This is a genomic window from Bacillus sp. AM1(2019) (genome assembly GCF_009906915.1).
Classification (GTDB): Bacteria; Bacillota; Bacilli; order Bacillales; family Bacillaceae; genus Bacillus; species Bacillus velezensis.
The window spans coordinates 1,720,377-1,736,763 of record NZ_CP047644.1; the positions used below are offsets into that span (position 1 = coordinate 1,720,377).

General features: G+C 46.7%; 14 protein-coding genes. All 14 read left to right on the forward strand.

Annotated features, from left to right (window positions below; translation table 11 throughout):
* Window positions 1-27 precede the first annotated feature (27 nt).
* The 14 genes from dxr to rpsO all read left to right on the forward strand — a co-directional run bounded on the left by dxr (window position 28) and on the right by rpsO (window position 16,294).
* Entirely contained in the window at window positions 28-1,179 is a 1,152-nt protein-coding gene (dxr, locus tag GNE05_RS08735; protein WP_003154208.1) for a 1-deoxy-D-xylulose-5-phosphate reductoisomerase, read from the forward strand.
* Between the two features lie 6 nt (window positions 1,180-1,185).
* Window positions 1,186-2,454, forward strand: a complete 1,269-nt coding sequence (gene rseP / locus GNE05_RS08740) for an RIP metalloprotease RseP (RefSeq protein ID WP_014721183.1) — start codon at window positions 1,186-1,188, stop codon at window positions 2,452-2,454.
* 32 nt (window positions 2,455-2,486) lie between these two features.
* Entirely contained in the window at window positions 2,487-4,181 is a 1,695-nt protein-coding gene (gene proS / locus GNE05_RS08745) for a proline--tRNA ligase (protein ID WP_014417785.1), read from the forward strand.
* 110 nt (window positions 4,182-4,291) lie between these two features.
* Window positions 4,292-8,605, forward strand: a complete 4,314-nt coding sequence (locus GNE05_RS08750; protein ID WP_160182667.1) for a PolC-type DNA polymerase III — start codon at window positions 4,292-4,294, stop codon at window positions 8,603-8,605.
* 239 nt (window positions 8,606-8,844) lie between these two features.
* A complete protein-coding gene (gene rimP, locus GNE05_RS08755; RefSeq protein WP_007409801.1) occupies window positions 8,845-9,315 on the forward strand; it encodes a ribosome maturation factor RimP in 471 nt (156 codons plus the stop codon).
* Window positions 9,316-9,354: 39 nt separating this feature from the next.
* Window positions 9,355-10,476, forward strand: a complete 1,122-nt coding sequence (gene nusA, locus GNE05_RS08760) for a transcription termination factor NusA (protein WP_003154195.1) — start codon at window positions 9,355-9,357, stop codon at window positions 10,474-10,476.
* A 13-nt stretch (window positions 10,477-10,489) separates the two neighbouring features.
* Window positions 10,490-10,765, forward strand: a complete 276-nt coding sequence (gene rulR / locus GNE05_RS08765; protein ID WP_003154193.1) for a glucose-induced regulator RulR — start codon at window positions 10,490-10,492, stop codon at window positions 10,763-10,765.
* Between the two features lies 1 nt (window position 10,766).
* Window positions 10,767-11,069, forward strand: a complete 303-nt coding sequence (locus tag GNE05_RS08770) for a YlxQ family RNA-binding protein (protein WP_003154192.1) — start codon at window positions 10,767-10,769, stop codon at window positions 11,067-11,069.
* A gap of 19 nt (window positions 11,070-11,088) precedes the next feature.
* Entirely contained in the window at window positions 11,089-13,239 is a 2,151-nt protein-coding gene (gene infB / locus GNE05_RS08775; protein ID WP_015417484.1) for a translation initiation factor IF-2, read from the forward strand.
* On the forward strand, window positions 13,236-13,514 hold the full coding sequence (locus GNE05_RS08780; RefSeq protein ID WP_003154188.1) for a DUF503 domain-containing protein: 279 nt from the start codon (window positions 13,236-13,238) through the stop codon (window positions 13,512-13,514). Before infB ends, GNE05_RS08780 begins: the two co-directional genes overlap by 4 nt.
* 16 nt (window positions 13,515-13,530) lie before the next feature.
* The gene (gene rbfA, locus GNE05_RS08785; protein WP_003154185.1) at window positions 13,531-13,884 is read left to right on the forward strand and encodes a 30S ribosome-binding factor RbfA; all 354 of its coding nucleotides are present in this window, start codon (window positions 13,531-13,533) and stop codon (window positions 13,882-13,884) included.
* Window positions 13,885-13,968: 84 nt separating this feature from the next.
* Window positions 13,969-14,898 (forward strand): tRNA pseudouridine(55) synthase TruB, encoded by a 930-nt coding sequence (gene truB / locus GNE05_RS08790; RefSeq protein WP_160182668.1) that lies wholly within the window; start codon window positions 13,969-13,971, stop codon window positions 14,896-14,898.
* A 19-nt stretch (window positions 14,899-14,917) separates the two neighbouring features.
* On the forward strand, window positions 14,918-15,859 hold the full coding sequence (ribF, locus tag GNE05_RS08795) for a bifunctional riboflavin kinase/FAD synthetase (protein WP_022553333.1): 942 nt from the start codon (window positions 14,918-14,920) through the stop codon (window positions 15,857-15,859).
* Window positions 15,860-16,024: 165 nt separating this feature from the next.
* Complete coding sequence (gene rpsO, locus GNE05_RS08800; RefSeq protein WP_003154182.1) at window positions 16,025-16,294, forward strand: 30S ribosomal protein S15; 270 nt, start codon at window positions 16,025-16,027, stop codon at window positions 16,292-16,294.
* Window positions 16,295-16,387 lie beyond the last annotated feature (93 nt).

A 16,387-nucleotide genomic window follows, 5' to 3' on the forward strand; every position in this document is an offset into this window, starting at 1 on the left:
CTGGACGCATAGAATGGGAGTGGCATTTTGAAGAATATTTGTCTTTTAGGAGCAACAGGATCAATAGGGGAGCAGACGTTAGACGTATTGCGCATGCATCAAGATCAGTTCCGTCTCGTCTCGATGACTTTCGGTAAAAACGCCGAGAAAGCGATCCCGTTGATCAGAACGTTTCAGCCGAAATATGTAGCAGTCGGCGACATGGATACATACCAAAAAGTGAAAGAAGCGTCTTTTTCTCATGAATGTCAAATCGGCATCGGAGAAGAAGGCCTGATTGAAGCGGCAGTCATGGACGAAGTGGATATCGTGGTCAATGCGCTGCTTGGAAGCGTCGGTTTAATCCCGACTTTGAAAGCGATTGAACAGAAAAAAACAATTGCGCTTGCAAATAAGGAAACTCTCGTCACTGCCGGGCATATAGTGAAAGGACACGCAAAACGATACGGTGTTCCTCTTCTTCCGGTCGACAGCGAACATTCCGCTATTTTTCAGGCGCTGCAAGGCGAACAGAGCAAAAATATCGAGCGCCTGATCATTACGGCATCCGGCGGCAGTTTCAGAGATAAAACGCGGCAGGAGCTTGAGTCTGTAACGATTGCCGACGCCCTTAACCACCCGAACTGGTCGATGGGCGCAAAAATTACGATTGACTCGGCTACAATGATGAATAAAGGACTTGAAGTTATTGAGGCGCATTGGCTGTTTGACATTCCGTATGAACAGATTGACGTTGTATTACATAAGGAGAGCATCATTCATTCGATGGTTGAATTTCACGACAGAAGCGTCATCGCCCAGCTCGGAAATCCGGACATGAGGGTGCCGATTCAATATGCGCTGACATATCCAGACCGGCTGCCTCTGCCTGAAACAAAAAGGCTTGAATTATGGGAGATCGGAAGCCTTCATTTTGCGAAAGCTGACTTTGAAAGGTTCCGCTGCTTACAATTTGCCTTTGAATCAGGTAAAATAGGGGGAACAATGCCGACGGTTTTAAATGCGGCCAACGAAGAAGCCGTTGCCGCTTTTCTTGCCGGCCGGATTTCATTCTTATCGATTGAGGACCTGATTGAAAAAGCATTGGACCGCCACAGCGTAATTCAGGATCCGAGTCTTGCGGATATCCAAGAAGTGGACAAAGACACCCGGGGATACGTTAATTCAATACTCACATAAGGTGGTATGTTCGTGAATACAGTTATCGCGTTTATTATTATTTTCGGAACGCTCGTTTTTTTCCATGAGCTCGGGCATTTATTGCTCGCCCAAAGAGCGGGAATCCTTTGCCGTGAATTTGCGATCGGCTTCGGCCCTAAAATCTTTTCATTTAAAAAGAATGAAACCGTGTATACGATCAGACTCCTTCCGGTCGGCGGGTTCGTCCGTATGGCCGGTGAAGACCCGGAGATGATCGAAGTCAAACCCGGTTATACCGTCGGGCTTCTTTTTAATAAAGATGACGAAGTGGAAAAAGTCATCATTAATCAAAAGGAAAAATATCCTGACGCTTTAATTATCGAGGTGGAGACGGCTGATCTTGAGCACGAAATGAAGATTACCGGGTACGAGCAGGGGAAAGAAGATGAACTGGCGGGCTTTACTGTCAGTCAGACCTCTTTTTTTATCGTAGACGGAGAAGAAGTGCAGATTGCGCCTTACAATCGACAATTCGGGTCTAAACCCGTATGGAAGCGGATTAAGGCGATTGCTGCCGGTCCGATAATGAACTTCATCTTAGCGTATGTCATTCTCGTCATGCTCGGATTCATTCAAGGCGTGCCTTCGAATCAGCCTGAGCTCGGGAAGCTGACAGACAATGGACGCGCAGCGGCTGCCGGTCTAAAAGAAGGCGACTATATCCAGAGCATTAACGGTGAAAAAATGAGGTCATGGACCGACATCGTGACAGCGGTAAAAGAAAATCCCGGGAAAAAAATCGATGTCGCCGTCAAACGGGACGGCAAATCGTTTCATATCTCGGTTACACCTGAAGCTGTAAAAGATGAAAATAAAAAAACAATCGGCCGCTTCGGCTCTTATGCGCCGACTGAAAAAGGCGCGCTTGCAGCGATCGCCTACGGCGCGACATCTACCGTTGATGTCACAAAAGCGATTCTGACCAATCTGGGCAAAATTGTGACAGGCCAGTTTAAGCTTGATATGCTTTCGGGTCCTGTCGGCATTTATGATATGACGGATCAAGTTGCAAAAACCGGCATCATCAACTTATTGCGGTTTGCGGCGTTTTTAAGCATCAACCTGGGAATCGTCAACCTGCTGCCGATACCGGCGCTTGACGGCGGACGGCTGCTGTTTTTATTCATTGAAGCGATCCGCGGCAAGCCGATTAACCGCGACAAGGAAGCATTTGTCGTATTTATCGGCGTAGCTTTCTTAATGCTTCTTATGCTGGTTGTCACATGGAACGATATCCAGCGTTTATTCTTATAATTGACTAGTAAAAAAATCAGAGGTGCGAAGACATGAGACAAAGTTTGACGCTTATTCCGACCCTGAGAGAAGTGCCGGCTGATGCTGAAGCAAAAAGCCATAAGCTTCTGCTGAGAGCGGGATTTATCAGACAAAATACGAGCGGGGTTTACAGCTACATGCCCCTGGCTTACAGGGTCATTCAAAACATTCAGAAGATCGTGCGTGAAGAAATGGAAAAAATCAACGCGGTGGAAATGCTGATGCCGGCCCTTCAGCAGGCTGAAACATGGCAGGAATCAGGCAGATGGTATACGTACGGGCCTGAATTAATGCGTCTGAAAGACCGCCACGGCCGTGAATTTGCTTTAGGCGCGACACATGAAGAAGTCATTACTTCTCTCGTGCGCGATGAGGTGAAATCTTATAAGCGTCTGCCGCTCACTCTTTACCAGATCCAGTCTAAATTCAGAGATGAAAAACGCCCGCGTTTCGGGTTATTGCGCGGACGCGAATTCATCATGAAAGATGCGTATTCTTTCCATGCTTCTGAAGAAAGTCTGGAGGAAACATACCAAAACATGTACGGCGCATACAGCAGCATTTTCGCACGCTGTGAATTAAACGTCCGTCCCGTTATTGCCGACTCGGGCGCGATGGGCGGAAAAGATACGCATGAATTTATGGCTCTTTCTGAAATAGGGGAAGATACCATCGCTTATTCCGATGGATCCTCTTACGCAGCCAATACAGAAATGGCGGAAGTTGTCATGAACAGCGAGCCGTCAGATGAAACACCCGAGACATTGGAGAAAATTGATACGCCGAATGTCAAAAGCATTGAAGAGCTCGCTTCGTTCTTGCAGATCGAGCCGAGCGCCTGCATCAAATCAATGCTGTTTAAAGCTGATGACCGATTTGTTCTCGTGTTAGTAAGAGGCGATCATGAGGTCAATGACGTGAAAGTGAAAAACCTTCTGAACGCGGAAGTGGTTGAGCTTGCGTCTCATGAAGAAGTAGCGGAGAAACTTGGCACGGAGCCGGGATTTGCGGGGCCGATCGGCGCTGCCGGCGACATTGAGATTTATGCCGACCAAGCCGTGAAAGTAATGGTAAACGCTGTTAGCGGCGCGAATGAAAAAGACCGTCATTACCGAAACGTAAACATCGAACGTGACGCGTCAGTAAAAGCGTATGCCGATCTTCGAATCATTCAGGAAGGCGATCCGTCACCTGACGGAAAAGGCACGATCCGTTTCGCTGAAGGGATTGAGGTCGGACAAGTCTTTAAACTCGGCACGCGTTACTCTGAAGCGATGAATGCGACATACCTTGATGAAAACGGGCGTGCGCAGCCGATGCTGATGGGATGTTACGGAATCGGCGTGTCCAGAACGCTTTCAGCCATCGCTGAACAGCATCACGACGAAAAAGGCTTGATCTGGCCGAAAAGCGTTGCTCCGTATGATCTTCATATTTTGGCGCTGAATATGAAAAACGAAGCGCAAAAAGAGCTTGCTGAACAGCTTTACGGCAAATTCCAGGCGGAAGGTTATGAGGTATTATACGATGACCGCGCTGAACGCGCAGGCGTGAAGTTTGCTGATTCTGATCTGATCGGCCTTCCGATCCGCATCACTGTCGGAAAACGTGCCGACGAAGGCATCGTAGAAGTGAAAATCCGCAAAACCGGTGAATCTGCCGAAGTTTCAGTGGATGAGCTTTCTGAATTTATCAAGACGAAGTAATCACCATAACGAATCACACAAAATCATGTTAAAATAGAGAAAAAAGAAGGTACCTCATCACCTGCGGAGGTACCTTCACTTATGATGTTTTAAGGGAGGGATACTGTCTAATGGAACAGTTATCAGTAAACAGAAGACAGTTTCAGATTCTTCTGCAGCAGCTTAATATGACAGATGATACCTTCATGACATACTTTGAAGACGGAGAGATTGATAAACTGACAATCCATAAAGCAGAAAAAGCCTGGCATTTCCAATTTCGCTTTAAGGCTCTTTTGCCGTATCAAATATATGACTCATTCATGATGAGGTTAACACAATCGTTTGCTCACATCGCCCGTGTCACATCGTCTGTTCAGGTCATTGACCCCACAGTGACAGAGGAGCTTGTACAGGATTATTGGACACGCTGTATTGAAGAGCTTGAAGGAACCTCGCCGCCGATGGTGGCTCTTTTGAATCAGCAGAAGCCGAAGCTCAAGGGAAACAAGCTGATCGTGAAAACAAAAACAGATACAGAAGCATCTGCGCTCAAAAATAAATACAGCGCACTGATTCAGCACAGCTATCGCCAATTCGGCTTTCCGGAACTGCAGCTGGATACCGAAATTTTCGTATCTGACCAAGAAGTCCAGAAATTCCGCGAGCAAAAGCTTGCTGAAGATCAGGAGCGGGCGATGCAGGCGCTTATCGAGATGGAGAAGAAGGAAAAAGAGGGCGATGAGGATCAGGCACCGTCCGGACCGCTTGTCATCGGCTATCAAATTAAAGAGAACGAAGAAATCCGGACGCTTGACAGCATCATGGATGAAGAAAGAAGAATTACGGTGCAGGGGTTTGTGTTTGATGCTGAAACACGCGAGCTGAAAAGCGGACGCACGCTCTGCATTTTCAAAATCACGGACTATACAAACAGCATTTTAGTAAAAATGTTCGCCAGAGAAAAAGAAGACGCCGCTTTGATGAAAACGCTGAAAAAAGGCATGTGGGTGAAGGCGCGGGGAAGCATTCAAAACGATACATTCGTCAGAGACCTCGTCATGATTGCAAATGACGTGAATGAAATAAAAGCCAAAACCCGTGAAGACTCCGCTCCTGAAGGCGAAAAACGGGTTGAGCTTCATCTGCATTCTCCGATGAGCCAAATGGATGCTGTAACGGGCATCGGAAAGCTTGTCGAACAGGCGAAAAAATGGGGACATGAAGCGATTGCGTTAACTGATCATGCCGTTGTGCAGTCTTTCCCGGATGCCTATTCCGCCGCGAAAAAACACGGCATTAAAATGATTTACGGAATGGAAGCCAATATCGTAGATGACGGTGTTCCGATCGCATACAATCCAGCTCACCGTCTCCTGGAAGAAGACACATACGTTGTCTTTGACGTTGAAACGACAGGTCTGTCCGCAGTGTATGACACCATCATTGAGCTTGCCGCAGTCAAAATAAGAGGCGGAGAAATTATCGATAAATTCGAAGCGTTCGCCAATCCGCACCATCCGCTGTCAGCAACGACGATAGAGCTTACCGGGATTACGGACGACATGGTCCGCGACGCTCCCGATGTCGTTGACGTCGTCCGGGATTTTAAAGAATGGATCGGCGATGACGTGCTTGTGGCTCATAACGCCAGCTTTGATATGGGATTTTTAAATGTGGCGTACAAGCGACTTTTGAAAACGGAAAAAGCGAAAAATCCGGTCATTGATACGCTGGAACTCGCGCGTTTCCTGTATCCTGAGTTTAAAAATCACCGCTTAAATACGTTATGTAAGAAGTTTGATATCGAATTAACCCAGCATCACCGAGCGGTCTTTGACGCTGAAGCAACGGGCTACCTGCTGTTGAAAATGCTCAAAGATGCCGCTGAAAAAGACATTTTTTATCATGATCAGCTGAATGAGAATATGGGACAATCCAATGCTTATCAGAGATCAAGACCTTATCACGCTACATTGCTTGCCGTAAATGAGACCGGCCTTAAAAATCTGTTTAAGCTCGTGTCCATTTCTCATATTCAATATTTCTACAGAGTGCCGCGCATTCCGAGGTCGCAGCTTAATAAATACAGAGAAGGTCTGTTAATCGGCTCTGCCTGTGACAGGGGTGAGGTCTTTGAAGGCATGATGCAAAAATCTCCTGAAGAGGTTGAAGATATCGCATCCTTCTATGATTATCTTGAAGTGCAGCCGCCGGAAGTATACAGACACCTTCTGCAGCTTGAGCTCGTCCGGGATGAAAAAGCGCTGAAAGAAATCATCGCCAACATTACGAAGCTCGGAGAAAAATTGAATAAGCCGGTCGTGGCTACGGGAAATGTCCACTATTTAAACGATGAGGATAAAATTTACCGGAAGATCTTAATATCTTCCCAAGGCGGCGCCAACCCGTTAAACAGACACGAACTGCCTAAAGTGCACTTCAGAACGACAGATGAAATGCTGGAGGCTTTCTCCTTCCTCGGTGCGGAAAAAGCGAAAGAAATCGTGGTTGACAATACGCAGAAAGTCGCTTCGATGATCGATGAGATCAAACCGATCAAAGACGATCTGTACACGCCGAAAATTGACGGGGCTGATGAAGAAATCCGTGAAATGAGCTATCAGCGCGCCAGAAGCATTTACGGTGAAGAGCTTCCCGAAATTGTGGAAGCGAGAATAGAAAAAGAATTAAAAAGTATCATCGGTCATGGGTTCGCCGTTATTTATCTCATCTCTCATAAGCTTGTAAAACGGTCTCTGGATGACGGTTATCTCGTCGGCTCCCGGGGGTCCGTCGGTTCATCGCTTGTGGCGACCTTAACGGAAATCACTGAAGTGAACCCGCTCGCTCCGCACTACGTGTGTCCGAGCTGCCGATATTCCGAATTCTTTAATGACGGATCAGTCGGTTCCGGTTTTGACCTGCCGGATAAAAGCTGCCCGTCTTGCGGCACACCTTTGAAAAAGGACGGGCATGATATCCCGTTTGAAACGTTCTTAGGCTTTAAAGGTGACAAAGTACCCGATATCGACTTGAACTTCTCAGGTGAGTACCAGCCGCATGCCCATAACTACACGAAAGTATTGTTCGGTGAAGATAACGTGTATCGCGCGGGAACGATCGGCACCGTCGCGGAAAAGACGGCTTACGGATATGTGAAAGGCTATGCGGGCGATCACAACCTACACATGCGCGGCGCGGAGATCGACCGTCTGGTGCAAGGCTGTACCGGCGTTAAGAGAACGACCGGGCAGCACCCGGGGGGGATTATCGTTGTCCCGGATTACATGGATATTTACGATTTTTCACCGATACAATTCCCGGCAGATGCGACGGGGTCTGAATGGAAAACGACTCATTTTGACTTCCACTCCATTCATGACAACCTGCTGAAGCTTGATATATTGGGGCACGATGATCCGACCGTCATCCGGATGCTCCAGGATTTAAGCGGAATTGATCCGAAGACGATTCCGACAGATGATCCGGAAGTTATGAAGATTTTCCAAGGCACAGAATCGCTCGGCGTCACTGAAGAGCAGATCGGCTGTAAAACGGGGACGCTCGGCATTCCTGAATTCGGGACGCGATTTGTGCGGCAGATGCTTGAGGATACGAAGCCGACGACGTTCTCCGAGCTTGTCCAGATTTCCGGGCTTTCTCACGGAACGGACGTATGGCTCGGCAATGCGCAGGAACTGATACACAACAATACGTGTGAACTGAGCGAAGTGATCGGCTGCCGTGATGACATTATGGTTTACTTGATCTATCAGGGCCTTGAGCCTTCACTGGCCTTTAAAATCATGGAATTCGTACGTAAAGGCAAAGGCCTGACGCCGGAATGGGAAGAAGAAATGAAAAAGAACAATGTGCCGAACTGGTATATTGATTCATGCAAAAAAATCAAATACATGTTCCCGAAAGCCCACGCCGCCGCATACGTGCTGATGGCGGTGCGGATTGCATACTTTAAAGTGCATCACGCGCTTTTATATTATGCTGCGTATTTTACCGTCCGCGCAGATGACTTTGACATTGATACAATGATTAAAGGCTCGACTGCCATCAGAGCGGTGATGGATGATATCAACTCTAAAGGGCTTGATGCTTCGCCGAAGGAGAAAAACCTCCTTACCGTGTTAGAGCTTGCGCTTGAAATGTGTGAGCGCGGCTATTCCTTCCAGAAGGTCGATCTATACCGTTCGAGCGCTTCGGAATTTATCATTGACGGCAACAGTCTCATCCCGCCGTTCAACTCAATTCCGGGACTCGGAACCAACGCCGCTCTCAATATTGTGAAAGCGCGGAAGGAAGGGGAGTTCCTTTCAAAAGAGGATCTTCAAAAACGCGGAAAAGTGTCAAAAACCATTTTAGAGTATTTAGACCGTCACGGCTGTCTTGAGTCGCTTCCGGACCAAAATCAGCTGTCTCTGTTTTAAGCTTTGTGCACAGCCTCCGAGCGGAGTTTGATTTGCATTAAATATATGGTTATGGTATAGTTTTATTGGAAATGCTAACGATTACCGAGGCAAAGAGTGGGGAAACCCGCTCTTTTGTATTGAACAGGCAATTTTGCCTCGACATGTCCATCGTTTTCTCAATGCCCCTGCTCTTTTGAAGCAGGGTTTTTATGCAGAGGAACGGCTGATATGATATCGACAGCACAAGGAGGAAAAACATGAGCAAAAAAGTGACTGATACCGTTCAAGAAATGGCTCAGCCCATACTGGATGACCTTCAGCTTGAACTCGTAGACATTGAATTTGTCAAAGAGGGTCAAAACTGGTTCCTTCGCGTGTTTATTGATTCCGAGAACGGTGTTGATATTGAGGAGTGCGCCAAAGTCAGCGAAGCGTTAAGCGAAAAGCTGGATGAGGCCGATCCGATCACCCAGAACTACTTTCTTGAAGTATCTTCTCCTGGAGCCGAGCGTCCATTAAAGAAAAAAGCCGACTTCGAAAAATCACTGGGCAAAAATGTGTACATGAAAACGTACGAACCGATTGACGGTTTAAAAGTGTTTGAAGGCAAATTGGCTGAATTCGATGGACAAACTGTTACAATAGAGATGACGGTCAAAACAAGAAAGAAACGGGTCAATATTCCGTATGAAAAAATAGCTAACGCAAGATTAGCTGTAACATTTTAATGAATGAAGTATTAGTGTTTAAGGGGGGAGACCGCTAACATGAGCAGTGAACTATTAGATGCTCTCACTATTCTTGAAAAAGAAAAAGGCATCAGTAAAGACATTATCATCGAAGCAATTGAAGCTGCCTTAATTTCCGCGTATAAGCGAAATTTTAACCAGGCGCAAAACGTACGGGTCGATCTGAACCGTGAGACGGGCACGATCCGCGTGTTCGCAAGAAAGGATGTCGTAGACGAGGTATACGATTCAAGACTTGAAATCTCGCTTGACGACGCTCAGCACATCCATCCGAACTACCTTGTCGGAGATGTCGTTGAAATAGAAGTAACGCCGAAAGACTTCGGCCGCATTGCTGCGCAGACGGCGAAACAAGTGGTGACGCAGCGTGTCCGTGAAGCTGAGCGCGGCGTGATTTACTCAGAATTTATCGATCGTGAAGAAGACATTATGACGGGAATTGTACAGCGCTTAGACAGCAAGTTTATTTACGTGTCTCTCGGCAAGATTGAAGCGCTGCTGCCCGTCAATGAACAAATGCCGAATGAGAGCTATAAACCGCACGATCGGATTAAAGTATTTATCACAAAAGTCGAAAAAACGACAAAAGGGCCTCAGATCTATGTATCAAGAACGCATCCCGGTCTGTTGAAGCGTCTTTTTGAAATCGAAGTGCCGGAAATTTATGACGGAACGGTCGAACTGAAATCCGTTGCCAGAGAAGCGGGCGACCGCTCTAAAATCTCCGTCCGCACTGATGATCCTGACGTTGATCCGGTCGGTTCATGCGTCGGTCCTAAAGGCCAGCGCGTGCAGGCGATCGTCAATGAACTGAAAGGCGAAAAAATTGATATCGTCAACTGGTCTGATGATCCGGTTGAATTTGTTGCCAATGCGCTCAGCCCGTCTAAAGTGCTGGATGTCATCGTCAGCGAAGAAGAAAAAGCCACGACTGTCATCGTTCCTGATTACCAGCTTTCTCTGGCAATCGGAAAAAGAGGGCAAAACGCCCGCTTAGCTGCGAAACTGACAGGCTGGAAAATCGATATCAAAAGTGAAACGGATGCAAGAGACCTTGGCATCTATCCGAGAGAGCATGAAGAAGATGACGATTTAGAGCCGCTCTTTATGGAGCCTGAAACAGCCGAATCGGATGAATAAGAGGTGACTTTAGGTGAATAAGCGAAAAAAAATTCCTCTGCGCAAATGCGTGGTAACGGGGGAAATGAAGCCTAAAAAGGAACTGATCCGAATTGTCCGTTCTAAAGAAGGAGAGATTTCAGTCGATCCGACCGGAAAGAAGAACGGGCGGGGTGCCTATATCACCCTTGAGAAAGAATGCATCTTAGCTGCGAAAAAGAAAAACACATTGCAAAATCAATTTCAATCACAAATCGATGACCAGATTTTCGAAGAATTGCTGGAACTGGCGGAAAAGGTGAAAAAATAACATGTCTGGAATGGAATGGTTTCCCTTGCTGGGTCTGGCCAATCGAGCTCGTAAGGTCGTGTCGGGCGAGGACTTGGTTATAAAAGAAATTAGAAATGCGCGTGCAAAACTTGTTCTGCTGACAGAAGATGCATCTGCGAATACTGCAAAAAAAGTATCCGATAAATGCAATTATTATAAAGTGCCTTATAAAAAAGTCGAAAGCCGCGCTGATCTCGGCCGCTCTATCGGCAAGGAATCACGTGTCGTTGTCGCCGTCACTGACCAAGGTTTTGCGAATAAGCTGATCAGCTTGCTCGATTAATATTTTTGGGGGTGAACGAATGGCTAAAATGAGAGTTTACGAATATGCAAAAGCCATCAATGTTTCAAGCAAGGAAATTTTGACTGCGCTGAAAAACATGGATATAGTAGTAAATAACCATATGGCAATGCTTGAAGAAAAGACCATTAAGCAGCTTGATGCGAAATTTAAAAAAGGCGGCGCCGGCGTTACATCTCAGAAGCCTGCGGAAACGAACAAAAACAAGCCGCAAGGGATTAATCAGCAGCCTGCTGGGAATCAACCAAACAAAATTCGAGACGGAAAGAAGAATGACGTGCAGAATAATCAATTTAACAAAAACAAGAAGAATAACAACAACAACAAAAACAAAAACAAACGCAATCATAACAACAAAAATCAGTATCAGCAAAAACCGCTGAAGCCGAAAAAAGAGCTTCCTGAGAAAATTACGTTTTCCGGCTCTTTAACAGTCGGAGCTTTAGCCGAGGAACTGGGCAAAGAGCCGTCTGAACTCATTAAAAAACTGATGCTTCTGGGCGTAATGGCTACCATTAACCAGGAGCTTGACAAAGACACAATCGAACTGATCGCATCTGAATACGGTGTAGAAACAGAAGAAGTGATTGTGCTTGAAGAAACTGAGCTTGAAAAATATGAAGAGGCTGACAAAGAAGAAGATCTTCAAATCCGTCCGCCTGTCGTGACGATCATGGGCCACGTTGACCACGGGAAAACGACCCTCCTTGACAGCATCAGAAAAACAAAAGTTGTTGAAGGTGAAGCCGGCGGAATCACCCAGCATATCGGGGCTTACCAGATCGAAGAAAACGGCAAAAAAATCACGTTCTTAGATACTCCGGGACACGCGGCGTTCACAACAATGCGTGCGCGCGGTGCGGAAGTAACTGATATTACCATTTTAGTCGTAGCGGCTGATGACGGCGTTATGCCGCAGACAGTCGAAGCCATCAACCATGCGAAAGCGGCTGAGGTTCCGATTATCGTTGCCGTGAATAAAGTGGATAAAGAAAGCGCGAACCCTGACCGTGTCATGCAGGAGCTGACTGAATACGGACTCGTTCCTGAAGCATGGGGAGGAGAAACGATTTTCGTTCCTCTGTCCGCTCTTACAGGCAAGGGAATTGACGAGCTTGTCGAAATGATTCTGCTTGTCAGTGAAGTGGAAGAGCTGAAAGCCAATCCGAACCGTCAGGCAAAAGGAACGGTTATTGAAGCTGAGCTCGATAAAGGAAGAGGATCTGTCGCGACACTTCTCGTTCAAACGGGAACATTGAATGTCGGAGATCCGATCGTTGTCGGAAATACATTCGGCCGCGTGCGGGCCATGGTCAATGATCTCGGCCGCCGCGTGAAAACAGCCGGACCGTCCACACCTGTAGAAATTACGGGCTTAAACGACGTACCGCAGGCTGGCGATCAATTCCTCGTCTTTAAAGACGAAAAAACAGCCCGTTCTGTCGGTGAAGCACGCGCTTCCAAGCAACTGGAAGAACAGCGCAGCGACAAAGCGAAGCTGAGCCTCGATGATCTGTTTGAACAAATTAAACAAGGCGATGTCAAAGACATCAATTTAATCGTAAAAGCTGACGTTCAAGGTTCAGCCGAAGCGTTAACAGCCGCTCTTCAAAAAATTGAAGTAGAAGGCGTAAAAGTGAAAATCATTCACACAGGCGTCGGTGCGATTACGGAATCAGACATCATTCTCGCATCTGCTTCAAATGCAATCGTTATCGGGTTTAATGTGCGCCCAGACGGAAATGCTAAGAGTACGGCTGAAGCTGAAAATGTAGATATCCGTCTTCACCGTATCATTTACAAAGTCATCGAAGAAATTGAAGCGGCGATGAAAGGAATGCTTGATCCTGAATACGAAGAAAAAGTCATCGGCCAGGTTGAAGTGCGCCAAACATTCAAAGTGTCGAAAATCGGCACGATTGCCGGCGGATATGTAACAGACGGCCACATTACACGTGACAGCGGACTCCGCCTGATCCGTGACGGCGTGGTCATCTTCGAAGGGGAAGTAGACGTTCTGAAACGCTTCAAAGATGATGTGAAAGAAGTTTCACAAGGATATGAATGTGGTATTACAATTAAGAAATACAATGACATTCGCGAAGGCGACATCCTTGAAGCGTATGTCATGCAGGAAATCGAAAGAAAGTGATCGGATTTGCGGAATGTGAATGCATCATTTATGATGCGGGATCATTAAAGGAGAAACGAGCCGTTCTGAAGCGGATTATAACGAGGGTTCAGAATAAGTTCAACGTGTCGGCCGCAGAAATCGGCTATCAGGACACTTGGCAGCGGACCAGCTTCGGAATCGCCGTCGTCTCCTCCTCTCACGTTCAGGCGGAAAAGGAGATCCAGCGCGTACTCGCGTTTATTGACTCCTTTCCCGAAATAGAACGGACGATCACTAGAACAGAGTGGTTTTAACTTAGAGGTGATTGAATTGAGTATGAGAGCAAACCGTGTCGGCGAGCAGATGAAAAAAGAGCTCGGGGATATTATCAGCCGAAAGCTGAAAGACCCGAGAATCGGATTTCTCACTGTAACAGACGTACGTGTTTCAGGTGATTTACAAATAGCGAAGGTGTATATCTCCGTTCTCGGCGGAGAGAAAAAGAAAGAAGAGGCGCTGAAAGGGCTTGAGAAAGCGAAAGGATTTATCCGTTCCGAAATCGGCAGCCGAATCAGACTCCGCAAAACGCCTGAGCTTGAATTTGAATTTGATGAATCAATTGAGTACGGCAACCGTATTGAAACATTGATTCACGAACTGCATTCAGATAAACCGTCTGAATAACAAGGAAAGAGGATGGGCGAGTGTCGTCTGTCCTCTTTTCTGCGTTTTACGGGATACAATTGATAACAAAGGAGCGAAAGACAGATGGTTAACGGAGTTCTCCTTTTACATAAACCGGTCGGCATGACTTCTCACGACTGTGTAATGAAAATAAGAAAACTGTTAAAAACAAAGAAAGTCGGACATACGGGAACGCTTGATCCGGAAGTGTCAGGCGCACTGCCGATCTGTGTCGGACGGGCCACAAAGATTGTTGAGTACGTCACCGACAAGTCAAAAACGTACGATGCTGAGATCACTCTCGGCTTCTCCACATCGACCGAAGACCAGACTGGAGAAACGGTCAGCGTAAAACCTGTCAAGGAGCCGCTGAAAGAAGCGGATATCAAAGCCGTTTTAGACGAACTGAAGGGACCGCAGGAGCAAGTGCCGCCGATGTATTCCGCTGTAAAGGTCAACGGAAAAAAGCTCTATGAATACGCCAGGGCGGGTATTGAAGTGGAGCGGCCGAAGCGGAATATCACGATTGAAGATATCGCGCTCACTTCCCCTGTCACTTATAACGAAGACACAGCATCATTCCGCTTTACAGTCACGTGCTCAAAGGGCACTTACGTCAGAACATTGGCGGTGACAATCGGTGAAAAACTCGGCTATCCCGCGCATATGTCTCATCTCATCCGCACCGCTTCCGGCGATTTCAGCCTTGATGAGTGTTTCACGTTTGAGGAACTTGAACAGCAGGTTTCAGACGGAACGGTTGCAGAGCATACCGTGCCGATTGAAAGAGCGCTCAATCATTTGCCGAAATGGGTCATAAGTGATACATTAGCTAAGAAAGCTGAAAACGGGTCAGTGTTTGACATCCCGGCGGAATTTTCTGCAATGACAGCTGACGCCCGTATAGCGGTCTGTACTGAAGACGGAGAATGTGTGGCCATTTATATGCCGCATCCTTCAAAAAAAGGACTGCTGAAACCGGCTAAAGTGCTCATGCAAAAAAGCGAACAATAAGAAAAAAGGTGACCGTTCTGTGAAGACGATACATATTTCTCATCCGCATCATTTACAAAAAGAAGAGCAGCCGGCGTCTGTCATGGCGCTCGGCTACTTTGACGGCGTTCATTTGGGACACCGGAAAGTAATCGGAACAGCCAGACAAATTGCCGAAGAAAAAGGCCTGTCGCTGGCCGTTATGACGTTTCATCCTCACCCTTCCCATGTGTTGGGCAGGGACAAAGAGCCAAAGGATCTGATTACGCCGCTTGAAGATAAAATCAGCCAGATCGGACGTTTAGGCGCTGATGTGCTGTATGTCGTAAAGTTTGATGAAGCGTTTGCGGCTCTGTCTCCAAAACAGTTTGCCGAGGAGTATATTTTAGGGTTAAACGCGCGGCACGCTGTGGGAGGCTTCGATTTTACGTACGGAAAATACGGAAAAGGCACGATGGAGACGCTGCCGGACGATTTAAACGGCAAGGCCGGATGCACGACTGTCGAGAAACTGACCGAGCAGGACAGAAAGATCAGCTCTACTTATATCCGGTCAGCGCTGCAGGATGGTGACGTTGAACTTGCGCACACTCTTCTCGGCCAGCCGTATTTTATCCGGGGCACTGTGATTCACGGAGACAAAAGAGGCCGCACCATCGGTTTTCCGACCGCGAATGTCGGCCTGCACAACAGCTATATCGTGCCGCCGACAGGCGTGTATGCAGTGAAAGCCGAAATAAAAGGCGAGGTGTATGAAGGCGTCTGCAACATCGGCTACAAACCGACCTTTTATGAAAAGCGTCCCGATCAGCCGTCAATTGAAGTGCATTTGTTTAATTTTCAGCAGGATGTATACGGAGAAGACGTTAAAATCGAGTGGTACAAACGAATTCGAAGCGAACGGAAGTTTAACGGCATCGATGAACTGACGGCTCAGATCGGGAAAGACAAACAAGAAGCGATCCGTTTTTTCAGCAAATAACGGAAAAAACATCAAAAGTACACAAATTTTCTTCTAAAAGATTTGCATATGGGCGCGATTTTTAGTATCATATGTTTCGTAGTCTTAAAACCATTGCTTGGCAATCCGAAGTCACCGACGGTTGCTAGGTAACTGGGGCTAATTATGATATGGAGGTGAAACAGGATGGCAATTACTCAAGAGCGTAAAAATCAACTCATCAGTGAGTTCAAAACACACGAATCTGATACTGGATCTCCAGAAGTTCAGATCGCTATCCTAACAGACTCAATTAACAACTTGAACGAGCATTTGCGTACTCACAAGAAAGATCACCACTCACGTCGCGGTCTTCTTAAAATGGTAGGTAAACGTCGTAATCTTCTTACGTATCTGCGTAATAAAGACGTAACTCGTTACCGTGAGTTAATTAACAAACTAGGCTTACGTCGATAATCGTAAAAAGCGGGAGGATTCCCGCTTTTTTATCGTATTAAAGCGAAAAAAATAATGATAAAAAAACAATGAAATCCTTTTACATACTACTTT

What these genes read in the sequence shown, in the direction of transcription:
- infB (WP_015417484.1), top strand. Translation starts at nt 11,089, where the DNA reads ATGGCTAAAATGAGAGTTTACGAATATGCAAAAGCCATCAATGTTTCA.
- nusA (WP_003154195.1), top strand. Translation starts at nt 9,355, where the DNA reads ATGAGCAGTGAACTATTAGATGCTCTCACTATTCTTGAAAAAGAAAAA.
- truB (WP_160182668.1), top strand. Translation starts at nt 13,969, where the DNA reads ATGGTTAACGGAGTTCTCCTTTTACATAAACCGGTCGGCATGACTTCT.
- GNE05_RS08770 (WP_003154192.1), top strand. Translation starts at nt 10,767, where the DNA reads ATGTCTGGAATGGAATGGTTTCCCTTGCTGGGTCTGGCCAATCGAGCT.
- rpsO (WP_003154182.1), top strand. Translation starts at nt 16,025, where the DNA reads ATGGCAATTACTCAAGAGCGTAAAAATCAACTCATCAGTGAGTTCAAA.
- GNE05_RS08750 (WP_160182667.1), top strand. Translation starts at nt 4,292, where the DNA reads ATGGAACAGTTATCAGTAAACAGAAGACAGTTTCAGATTCTTCTGCAG.
- rimP (WP_007409801.1), top strand. Translation starts at nt 8,845, where the DNA reads ATGAGCAAAAAAGTGACTGATACCGTTCAAGAAATGGCTCAGCCCATA.
- proS (WP_014417785.1), top strand. Translation starts at nt 2,487, where the DNA reads ATGAGACAAAGTTTGACGCTTATTCCGACCCTGAGAGAAGTGCCGGCT.
- rseP (WP_014721183.1), top strand. Translation starts at nt 1,186, where the DNA reads ATGTTCGTGAATACAGTTATCGCGTTTATTATTATTTTCGGAACGCTC.